The organism is Streptosporangiales bacterium (assembly GCA_009379955.1).
GTDB lineage: Bacteria > Actinomycetota > Actinomycetes > Streptosporangiales > WHST01 > WHST01.
Genome location: WHST01000182.1, coordinates 1 through 9,515, shown reverse-complemented (window position 1 = coordinate 9,515; position 9,515 = coordinate 1). Strand labels below are relative to the sequence as shown.

Below are 9,515 nucleotides of genomic sequence, written 5' to 3'. Positions count from 1 at the left end.
TGCGGCGCCCAGGGAGCTGCCTCACCTCGTAGATGCGCGCTTTCGGGGTCGGGTGCCGGGTGTCAAGAAACCGCCGACGAACAAATCCCACAAAAGTCGTTGTGCGGTTTCTTGACACCCGGCACCCGACCCCCACAATCAAGAAAGGGGTGAGGCAGCGGCCCCACAACAGCGGACCCACAGCGGCCCACAGCACCCGGACCCGTCAGGCCGTAAGACCCAGAGCGGTCATGCGCCGGCTGTGGTTCTCGAGCAGCCGATTGAACGCCTTGCTCAGCTCGCGTAGATCGGCGCCGACTCCCTCGACTCCGCCGACGAGGAGCATGGCGAGCGCGTCGCGGTCGGCCGCGACGCGCTGGGCCTGGACGAGGGCCTCGCCGACGATGCGGCGCGCCCACAGGGCGAGCCGTCCACTCACCCTCGGATCGTTCTCGATCGCGGCGCGCACCCGGTCGACCACGAACTCGACGTGGCCGGTGTCGCCGACGACGTCGGTGACCAGCTTGCGCGTCTCCGGGTCGAGCACGCCGGCGAGCTCACGGTAGAAGTCGTTGGCGAGGCCGTCCCCGACGTACGCTTTGACCAGGCCCTCGAGCCAGTCGCTCGGGGTGGTCTGCGCATGGAAGTCGTCGAGCGGCCGGACGAACGGCTGCATGGCCTGCTCGGGGTCGACACCGCGCTCGGCCAGGGCGTTGACGAGGCGTTCGCAGTGCCGGAACTCCACCACCGCGAGCTCGGCGAGCGTCGCCTTGTCGACGAGCGACGGCGCGAGCCCGGAGTAGGAGGCGAGCCGTTCGAACGCCACGAGCTCGGCGTACGCGAGCACGCCGAGGAGGTCGGCGACGGCGACCGCGACCCGGTCGTCGCCCGAGGGCGTTATCTCCATCCGCGAACGTTACCAATCGACTCGACAGAAGCCGGCCAGCCGCGACTCCCACGGCCTGCCGGGGACCCGCTACTGTCGAGTCGGGGTGGGGTACCAGCAGCACAGTCTGCCTCCGCGAGCGTGCCCGATCGCGGTCGACGCGGGGAGGCGACTAGACTGCATGCGGTTTCGCGCGACCGGCGGATCGTTCGGGTACGGCGCGTGACGGTCGGTGGGGCATCTCTGCGGTGAGTGCGGTCCCCGCGGGCGTCACCACCCACGTACTCACCGGCGGCGACGACACGCGAGACCACGCGACACGTGAGCGCACGCCGGCCCCGACGCCGCGACCACGCATGTCACGCCGAAGAAAGGTGACAACCATCAAGACCTTCCGCGATCTCGGGACCGAGGCCGACACGGCCGACGCGCTTGCCGCCGTCGGCATCGTCGCGCCCTTCCCGGTCCAGGAGATGACGATCCCCCTCGCGCTCGCGGGCAACGACGTCATCGCCCAGGCACCGACGGGCACGGGCAAGACGCTCGCGTACGCCGTGCCCGTTCTCCAGCGCATCACCGTCCCCGGCCCCGGCCTCCCCGAGGCCCTCGTCGTGGTCCCGACCCGCGAGCTCGCCCTGCAGGTCGCGGGCGACCTCGAGACGGCGTCCGGCGACCGCGGGGTCCGCATCCTCATGGTCTACGGCGGGCGCTCGTACGACCCGCAGATCGAGGGGCTCAAGGCCGGCGTCGAGATCGTCGTCGGCACGCCCGGCCGGCTGCTCGACCTCGCCAACCGACGCGTCCTCGACCTCTCCGCGGTCCGCGCCCTCGTCCTCGACGAGGCCGACCGGATGCTCGACCTCGGGTTCCTCCCCGACGTGGAGCGGATCATCTCGCTCACCCCGGAGAGCCGGCAGACCCTGCTCTTCTCCGCGACGATGCCCGGCGAGGTCGTCGGCCTGTCCCGCCGCTACCTGCGGCAGGCCACGCAGGTGCATGTCGAGCACCAGCAGGGCGCCACCGGCCTCGAAGAGGCCCAGGTACCGGAGATCCGCCAGCTCGTCTACCGCACCCACCAGCTCGACAAGGGCGAGGTGCTCGCGCGCATCCTGCAGTCGAAGGACCGCGGCCGCACGATGGTGTTCTGCCGCACCAGGGTCGCCGCCGACATGGTGGGCGGCGACCTCGTGGCGCGCGGTTTCAAGGCGGCCGCCGTCCACGGCGACCTCGGACAGGGCGACCGCGAGCGCGCGATGCGCGACTTCAGGTCCAACACGATCGAGGTGCTCGTGGCCACCGACGTCGCCGCCCGTGGGCTCGACGTCGACAGCGTCACGCACATCGTCAACTACGACTGCCCCGAGGACGAGAAGGCGTACCTGCACCGGGTCGGGCGCAGCGCCCGCGCCGGCGCGACCGGCACGGCGATCACGTTCCTCGACTGGGCCGACCTCCCCCGGTGGAAGTCGATCGACACGCTGCTCGGCCTCGAGCTCGGCGAGCCGCCGGAGACCTACTCGACGTCGCCGCACCTCTACAGCGACCTCGACATCCCCGACGACGCGGTCAGCGTGTTCCCCGGCAACCCGGGCCCCGAGGCGGCGAGGGCGGCCAGGCGCGCGGAGCGCGACGCCAGCGGACGCTCCGGGCGGCCAGGACGCCGCGACGGCGCGCGCGGACGCCCGCGTCCGCGCGACGGCGACGTCGACCGCGAGGAGCGCAAGCCGCGGCGCTCCCGGGAGCGGACGCGCACCCGCAGCGGTAAGCCGACCGACGCGAACGCGCCGGCGCCGGCGCCGACCGAGGCGTCCGCGGGCCGTGACGGCGACCGCTCCGGCGGCGAGCAGCAGCCGACCGACGGCGACGCACCGCGGCGACGCCGCCGGCCGTCGCGACGCTCCAACGGGCAGGACACCTCGGGTAACGTCGAGGGGTAGCAGCACGCCCTCCCGAAGTCGTCTCGAGGAAACGGTCGCCGCCGAGATGAGCACACCGCCGTTCGTCGACCTGCCCGCTGGGGTGCACCGCACCTCGATCCTCACCAAGCGTGGCGAGTTCGCTGCGCTGCGTGCCGATCCACCGGACGGATCGTCCCCGGTCTCCCCCGCCCTGCTCGTGCCCGGCTACTCGGGGAGCAAGGAGGACTTCATCGCCCTGCTCGAGCCGATCGCGCGGGCCGGCCGGTCAGTCCTCGCCGTCGACCAGCGCGGCCAGTACGACACGCCGGGTCCGGCGACGCCGCAGGCGTACACGACCGAGGCGCTCGGCGCCGACGTTCGCGCGATGATCGACGTGCTCGGCGCCACCGCACCCGTCCACCTGCTCGGCCACTCGTTCGGCGGTCTGGTCACGCGCGCCGCGCTGCTCATCGACTCCGCGGGCGTGGCCTCGTACACCCTGCTCGGCTCGGGGCCTAGCAAGGTCGTCGGCCTCCGGCAGCGCCACGCGCGGCTGCTCGTCGACGTGGTCTCGCGCTTCGGGCCCGCCGTGGTGGCGCCGACGATGCAGCGCTTCGAGTCGTTCCGGCCGGGTCCCAAGCGGCCGGCCGAGGTCCTCGAGTTCGTCCGCCGGCGCTACGAGGTGTCGTCGCCGCACGCGCTGGTGGCGATGGCCAGATCGGTGCTGACCGAGCCCGACCGGGTCGACGAGCTCGCCCGGGTGCCGATCCCGACGCTGGTCGCGTTCGGCGAGAACGACGACACCTGGCCGCCGGCGCTGCAGGCCGAGATGGCGAGCCGGCTCGGCGCGGCGTGCGCCGTGCTCGCCGACGCCGGCCACTCTCCCAACGCCGACGTCCCGACCGAGCTGGCAGAAGTGCTGGTCGACTTCTGGCACAGGGCAGAAGCGCGGGGCCGTGACGCCGGTACGGCCGAGGTGTTCGAGCAGGCACAGGAGGTCGGGTGACCATCGACGTCGGAACGCTCACCCTGCCGCCCGACTCCGACGTACGCCCACCCGGGCCGGGCAGCGTGACCTGGCGGGTGCACGCCGACCCGATCATGTGGGTCGCCGGCCTGCGCGCCCTGTACTTCCAGGCGCTCCACCCGCGGGTGATCCGCGGGTTCACGCAGAACTCCGACTACCGCGAGGGCACGTGGAGCCGGCTGGCCCGCACGACCGGCTACGTGGGCAACACGACGTACGGAACCGTGGAGCAGGCGCACCGAGCGGCGGCGCGGGTCCGTCGCATCCACGACCGGCTCACCGCGGTCGACCCCGCCACCGGCGAGCGCTACGGCATCGGCGATCCCGACCTCCTGCTGTGGGTGCACTGCTGCGAGATCGACTCCTACCTGCAGGTCGTCCGGAGAGCGGGCATGCGGCTGAGCCACGCGGAGGCCGACACCTACGTCAGGGAGCAGCGCTGGCGCGCGTGGCTGGTCGGCATCGACCCCAGGGACGCACCGGCCGACACCGCCGCGCTCGAGACGTACTTCACCGCGGTACGCCCGTCCCTCGCCGGCACGCCGGAGGCCAGGAACGTGGCACGGTTCATCATGTTCCCGCCGATGAACTGGGCGCTGCAGCTCACCGTCGCGCGGCCCGGCTGGGCCGGCATCGGCGCGTTGGCGTACGCACTCCTGCCGGGGTGGGCACGTGACCTGTTCGGCATCGCGCCCCCGGTGTCACGGCTCGCCACCACCGCGGCCCTGCGCGCGCTGCGCGTGGCGGCGTTGACGGTGCCGCGGCCGCTGCGCGAGGGCCCGCACATCCGCGACGCGCGCCGCCGGATCGAGGCGGCGGGCGCCTGAGCGCACCCCGGCTGGCGATCCCATGATCAACGCCCTAACGTTTCGAGGTGACGGGGGTCGACGGGAGACCACGTGAACGCACAGCAGGGGCAGGCCGCGCAGCCGGAGGAGCGCGTCTACGACGTCGTGGTGATCGGTGCCGGCCCGCCCGGTGAGAACATCGCGCAGACCGTCGTCGACAACGGGCTGTCGGCGGTCGTCGTCGAGCGCGAGCTGGTCGGCGGCGAATGCTCGTACTACGCCTGCATGCCGAGCAAGGCGCTGCTGCGCCCGGAGGCCGCCTTGGTCGGCGCGCAGTCGGTCGACGGCTCGCGGCAGGCGGTGACGGGCGACCTCGACGTCTCGGCGGTACTGAGCCGCCGCGACTCGTTCGCCTCGCACTGGAAGGACGATGGGCAGGTCGACTGGCTGACGGGCGCCGGCATCACCCTCGTCCGCGGGCACGCACGCCTCACCGGTGAGCGCACGGTCGTCGTCACGCCGTCCGACGGCGCCGAGATCTCCCTGCGCGCGAACCACGCCGTCGTCATCGCGACCGGCAGCGACGCCGCGGTCCCCGACGTGCCCGGCCTGAAGGACGCCAAGCCGTGGACGAGCCGCGAGGCGACCACCGCGCAGACCGTGCCCGGCCGCCTCGCGGTCATCGGCGGCGGCGTCGTCGCCTGCGAGATGACCGACGCGTTCACCGCACTGGGCTCCCACGTCACCATGATCGTGCGCGGCGACCAGCTGCTGCCGAGCGTCGACGGCTTCGCCGGTGACCTCGTCGCCGGTGCGTTCCGGCAGCGCGGGTCCGACCTGCGGTTCGGCGCGACCGCCACCGAGGTCAAGCGACTCACCGACGGCACCGTCCGACTCACCCTCGACACCGGCTCGGTCCTGGAGTCCGACGAGCTGCTCGTCGCGACCGGACGTACGCCCCGCACCGGCGACATCGGGCTCGACACGGTCGGGCTCGAAGACGGCTCCTGGCTCGACGTCGACGACACCTGCCTCGTCCGCGGCACCGGTAACTGGCTCTACGCGGTCGGCGACGTCAACAAGCGCGCGCTCCTCACGCACATGGGCAAGTACCAGGCCCGCGCGTGCGGCGTGGCCATCGCGGCCCGCGCGGACGGCCGCAAGGTCGGCACGATCCCGTGGACCAGGTACGTCGCGACGGCCGACCACAATGCCGTGCCGCAGGTCGTGTTCACCCACCCCGAGGTCGGCGCGGTGGGCCTCAGCCAACGCCAGGCCAGGGAGGCCGGCCTCAAGGCACGTGCGATCGACTTCCGCATCGGCGACGTCGCGGGCGCGGCCCTGCACTCCGACGACTACCAGGGCAACGCCCGCATCGTGGTCGACGAGCAGCGCCACGTCATCGTCGGCGCGACGTTCGCCGGCCCCGACGTCTCGGAGATGCTGCACGCGGCGACGATCGCCGTCGTCGGCGAGGTGCCGATGGAGCGCCTCTGGCATGCCGTGCCGGCCTTCCCCACCGTCAGCGAGGTGTGGCTCCGCCTCCTGGAGAAGTACTCCGCCAGCTGACCGGTCAGATCGCGACCGCGACGCCGGTGAGCCGCTCGGACACGTCCCACAGGCGCACGGCGTCGGCCTGGTCGTACGCCTGCGGGGCGGCACGGCGCTGCACCGGTGTCGAGTCCTTCGGTCCCGGCACGAGGTAGTCGCCGCCCGCCACGTCGTCCGCCGCCGCGGCGTACAGCGACGGGACCGCACCGGCGGTCGCCGGACGCATGAACCGCGCCATCACCCAGGTGACCGCCGTGAGCAACGGTGAGTTCCCGTTCGCGATGTTGGTCGCGGTCGCGCCGGGATGCACGGCGACGCTGCGCAGGTCGGCACCGGTCGCGACGGCGCGGCGATGCAGCTCGAACGCGAAGAGCAGGTTGGCGAGCTTCGACCGCCCGTACGCCCGTGCCCTGCCGTAGTTCCGCTCGCTCTGCAGGTCGTCGATGTCGAGGTGCGCACGCTCGTGCGCGTCGCTCGACACCGTCACGACGCGAGCGCCGGGACGGGTCAGCAGCGACGGCAGGAGCAGCCCGGTCAGGGCGAAGTGGCCGAGGTGGTTGACGCCGAACTGCCGCTCGAAGCCGTTCGCCAGACGTCCGTGACCGGCGAGCGCGATGCCCGCGTTGTTCACCAGCAGGTCGAGGTGCCGGTGGTCGCCGGTGAACGCGGCGGCGAAGGCGCGTACCGACGCGAGGTCGCCGAGGTCGAGCGTCGCCCAGTCGACCCGGGCACCGGGGACCTGGGCACGCATCTCGGCGACGGCGGCCTGTCCGCGCTCGTCGTTGCGTCCGGCGGCGACGACCCGGGCACTGTGCCTGGCGAGCTCCAGCGCGGTGACGAACCCGATGCCGCTGTTGGCGCCCGTCACGACGGCCACGCGGCCGGTGAGGTCGGGGATCCGAGCGGGCGTCCAGTCGTCCATCGCCGCCAGTCTAGGGACGGCGGGTGTGAGACGGCGGGGTCTCCCGCAGGTGCTCCATTCCCGCGGGAGACCCCCTCGGACGTCGAGGCGGTTGCCCCTTCAGCCTCGACGCGCGGTGCGCCGACCCGCGAGCCCCGCGCCGATGCCTGCGACCGCGAGGGCCAGCCAGATCACGGCGTAGACGCCGGAACCGACCGGACCCTGCGCGTGCGCGGCGGCGAAGATCGCGCCGGCGAGTCCGACTCCCAGCACGCCCCCGAACGAGTCGGCGAGCTGGAGGTACGACGAGTTCTTGCCCTGCTCGCTGGGGTTCGACAGGTTCAGCAGCAGCACCGAGCCGCTCGACATCGCGGCTCCCATGCCGAGACCCGCCAGCACCCACGCGACCGCGACCGCCCAGGTGGGCAGGCCGAGCACGATGACCGCCAGCAGGACCGACCCGAGCCCGACGACTCCCGCGCCGGCACCGAGGAGCCTGGCGTGCGCGGCGTCCGTCCGCACCCGCGCCTGCAGCCACGCGCCCGCGCTCCAGCCGAGCGCGCCGCTCGTTAGCGCGACACCCGCGTACACCGGCGAGAGCCCGCGGTGCGTGACGAGCATGAGCGGGATGAACGTGTCGGCGCCGAAGAAGCTCATCGTCAGCATGCCCCGCGAGGCGACGAGCGAGGGCAGCCCGCGGCGCAGCGCGACCGTGCCGGACGGCAGCAGGATCGCCAGCGTGCCGATCAGCGCGAGACCGCCGGCAACGGTGGCGGCGATGCCGGTGGGCGTACCGAGGTTCTCCGCCCCCCAGAGCATGACGGTCACCGCGACAGCGACGCCCGCGCCTGCGCCGATGCGCCGCCACGGCCGCATCGACATCCACGTCTGGCCGGTACCGCCGGAGACGCTGTTCAGCGCCGGCAGCAGGGCGAGCGCGGCGGGGATCGCGATGGGCGGCACACCGAGGAAGATGACCCGCCAGCTGACGGCCTCGGTGAGCCAGCCGGCGAGGGCGGGACCGAGCACCGCGGGGAGCACCCACGCGGCGGAGAACCAGGCGAAGATCTTCGGCCGCCGGTCGGCGGGGTACGCCTTGCCGATGAGCACGTAGATCGAGACGGCCACCAGCCCGGCACCGAAGCCGCCGATGGCACGGCCGACGACGAACGGCACGAAGCTCGGCGCCAGACCGCTCACGACGAGCCCCCCGGTGAACCCGGCGAGGCCGGTGAGCAGCGGCGCGCGCGGCCCGGACCGGTCGCCCCAGTAGCCGCTGACGACGGTGCCGAAGAGGCTCATCGCGAGGAACGCCGAGATCGCGAGCCCGTACGAGCCCACGGCGGAAAGCGCCCTGGCAGCCGCCGGCATCGCCGTCGCGACGGCCATCGCCTCGAACGCCACGAGCGTGACGAGGGTGAGCATGCCGACGGTGACGACGCGCAGGGACGCTGTGGCTGGCGGCATCCGGTTCTCGTCGGCCCGTTCCGTGGAGGTCTGGAGCATGGTGGTCATGGCGTCCAGCCTGCGTGCCGGCGGGTGAGGGCGCCAACGGACATGGTCTCGCGCCGGCTACGCCCTTGGACCTAGGCCCGCCGGTCCGCGGCGCTACGTCAACCTCTGGTTGACGCGTCTTCGTTGCGCTCGGACGCCGCCGGGAGCGCACGCCACGCGCGCCAGGCCACCACGGCGAGGACGGCCGCGATCCCCAGGTTGACGACGATGAGGACGGCGTGCGCGACGTAGTACCCCGTCGGCCGTCCGTCCGTCCCGATCAGGTTGTTGACGAACACGGAGTACGTGACGAGGTTCCACAGCGCGACGGCGACCAGGAACCCGGCAAGCTTGCGACCGATCCTCATGACGGCAGCCTCTCATCCGGCGGTGTCGGTGGGCGTGGGTAGTGTCCGTGGGCATGGCGACCGGAGTGCAGATCACCCTCGACAGTCCCGACCCGAGCCGCACCGCCGAGTTCTGGGCGGCGGCGCTCGGCTACATCGTCCAGCCACCACCGCCGGGTCACGACTCCTGGGAGTCGTGGCTCACGAGCATGGGCATCCCGCAGTCGGAGTGGAATCGCGCCTCCGCGTGCATCGACCCCGACGGCACCGGACCACGCATCTTCATCCAGCGCGTGCCCGAGCCGAAGACGGCGAAGAACCGCATGCACCTCGACCTCAAGATCGGCCGCGGCGGGCAGGTCCCCCTCGACGAGACCAAGCGCCTCATCGACACCGAGGTCGAGCGCCTCGTCGCCCTGGGCGCCACCCGCCTGCACCCGGTCGAGGAGCTCGGCGAGTACTGCGTCGTCATGCAGGACCCCGACGGCAACGAGTTCTGCGTCGACTGACCAACCTATGAGGTCGAAGTCAAGTCCGGGCTTGAGGTGAGCTTGGGCATGGTGGGCTGGCTCACCGGCTGGATGCCGCTGAGCTTGGTCGTGGGTGGATGGTGGTGCGTCGCTGCGGGCGGTGCCTCGCGCCCG

Annotated in this window: 9 protein-coding genes; 5 read left to right on the top strand and 4 right to left on the bottom strand. The window is 72.6% G+C overall.

What is annotated here, in order from left to right; genetic code table 11:
- Positions 1-205: 205 nt before the first annotated feature.
- The gene (locus GEV10_30835; GenBank protein ID MQA82801.1) at positions 206-886 is read right to left on the bottom strand and encodes a hydroxylase; all 681 of its coding nucleotides are present in this window, start codon (positions 884-886) and stop codon (positions 206-208) included.
- A gap of 335 nt (positions 887-1,221) precedes the next feature.
- Between GEV10_30835 and GEV10_30830 the strand changes: the two genes are divergently transcribed.
- From GEV10_30830 to GEV10_30815, 4 genes are all read left to right on the top strand, one after another.
- Entirely contained in the window at positions 1,222-2,802 is a 1,581-nt protein-coding gene (locus GEV10_30830; GenBank protein MQA82800.1) for a DEAD/DEAH box helicase, read from the top strand.
- Positions 2,803-2,848: 46 nt separating this feature from the next.
- Complete coding sequence (locus GEV10_30825) at positions 2,849-3,769, top strand: alpha/beta fold hydrolase (GenBank protein ID MQA82799.1); 921 nt, start codon at positions 2,849-2,851, stop codon at positions 3,767-3,769.
- Positions 3,770-3,864: 95 nt separating this feature from the next.
- The gene (locus GEV10_30820; GenBank protein MQA82798.1) at positions 3,865-4,617 is read left to right on the top strand and encodes a DUF2236 domain-containing protein; all 753 of its coding nucleotides are present in this window, start codon (positions 3,865-3,867) and stop codon (positions 4,615-4,617) included.
- A gap of 72 nt (positions 4,618-4,689) precedes the next feature.
- Positions 4,690-6,147 carry a pyridine nucleotide-disulfide oxidoreductase gene (locus GEV10_30815; protein ID MQA82797.1) on the top strand — a complete coding sequence of 486 codons (1,458 nt, stop codon included), beginning with the start codon at positions 4,690-4,692 and terminating at the stop codon, positions 6,145-6,147.
- Positions 6,148-6,151: 4 nt separating this feature from the next.
- On the opposite strand, the gene GEV10_30810 is transcribed toward GEV10_30815, so the two are convergent.
- The 3 genes from GEV10_30810 to GEV10_30800 form a co-directional block, all read right to left on the bottom strand.
- Positions 6,152-7,051, bottom strand: a complete 900-nt coding sequence (locus GEV10_30810) for an SDR family NAD(P)-dependent oxidoreductase (GenBank protein MQA82796.1) — start codon at positions 7,049-7,051, stop codon at positions 6,152-6,154.
- Positions 7,052-7,150: 99 nt separating this feature from the next.
- A complete protein-coding gene (locus tag GEV10_30805; GenBank protein MQA82795.1) occupies positions 7,151-8,545 on the bottom strand; it encodes an MFS transporter in 1,395 nt (464 codons plus the stop codon).
- A gap of 98 nt (positions 8,546-8,643) precedes the next feature.
- The gene (locus tag GEV10_30800) at positions 8,644-8,892 is read right to left on the bottom strand and encodes a hypothetical protein (protein ID MQA82794.1); all 249 of its coding nucleotides are present in this window, start codon (positions 8,890-8,892) and stop codon (positions 8,644-8,646) included.
- Between the two features lie 53 nt (positions 8,893-8,945).
- On the opposite strand from GEV10_30800, the gene GEV10_30795 reads away from it, so the two are divergent.
- Entirely contained in the window at positions 8,946-9,380 is a 435-nt protein-coding gene (locus GEV10_30795) for a VOC family protein (protein MQA82793.1), read from the top strand.
- Positions 9,381-9,515 lie beyond the last annotated feature (135 nt).

What these genes read in the sequence shown, in the direction of transcription:
- GEV10_30835 (MQA82801.1), bottom strand. Translation starts at nt 886, where the DNA reads ATGGAGATAACGCCCTCGGGCGACGACCGGGTCGCGGTCGCCGTCGCC.
- GEV10_30830 (MQA82800.1), top strand. Translation starts at nt 1,222, where the DNA reads ATGTCACGCCGAAGAAAGGTGACAACCATCAAGACCTTCCGCGATCTC.
- GEV10_30825 (MQA82799.1), top strand. Translation starts at nt 2,849, where the DNA reads ATGAGCACACCGCCGTTCGTCGACCTGCCCGCTGGGGTGCACCGCACC.
- GEV10_30820 (MQA82798.1), top strand. Translation starts at nt 3,865, where the DNA reads ATGTGGGTCGCCGGCCTGCGCGCCCTGTACTTCCAGGCGCTCCACCCG.
- GEV10_30810 (MQA82796.1), bottom strand. Translation starts at nt 7,051, where the DNA reads ATGGACGACTGGACGCCCGCTCGGATCCCCGACCTCACCGGCCGCGTG.
- GEV10_30805 (MQA82795.1), bottom strand. Translation starts at nt 8,545, where the DNA reads ATGACCACCATGCTCCAGACCTCCACGGAACGGGCCGACGAGAACCGG.
- GEV10_30800 (MQA82794.1), bottom strand. Translation starts at nt 8,892, where the DNA reads ATGAGGATCGGTCGCAAGCTTGCCGGGTTCCTGGTCGCCGTCGCGCTG.
- GEV10_30795 (MQA82793.1), top strand. Translation starts at nt 8,946, where the DNA reads ATGGCGACCGGAGTGCAGATCACCCTCGACAGTCCCGACCCGAGCCGC.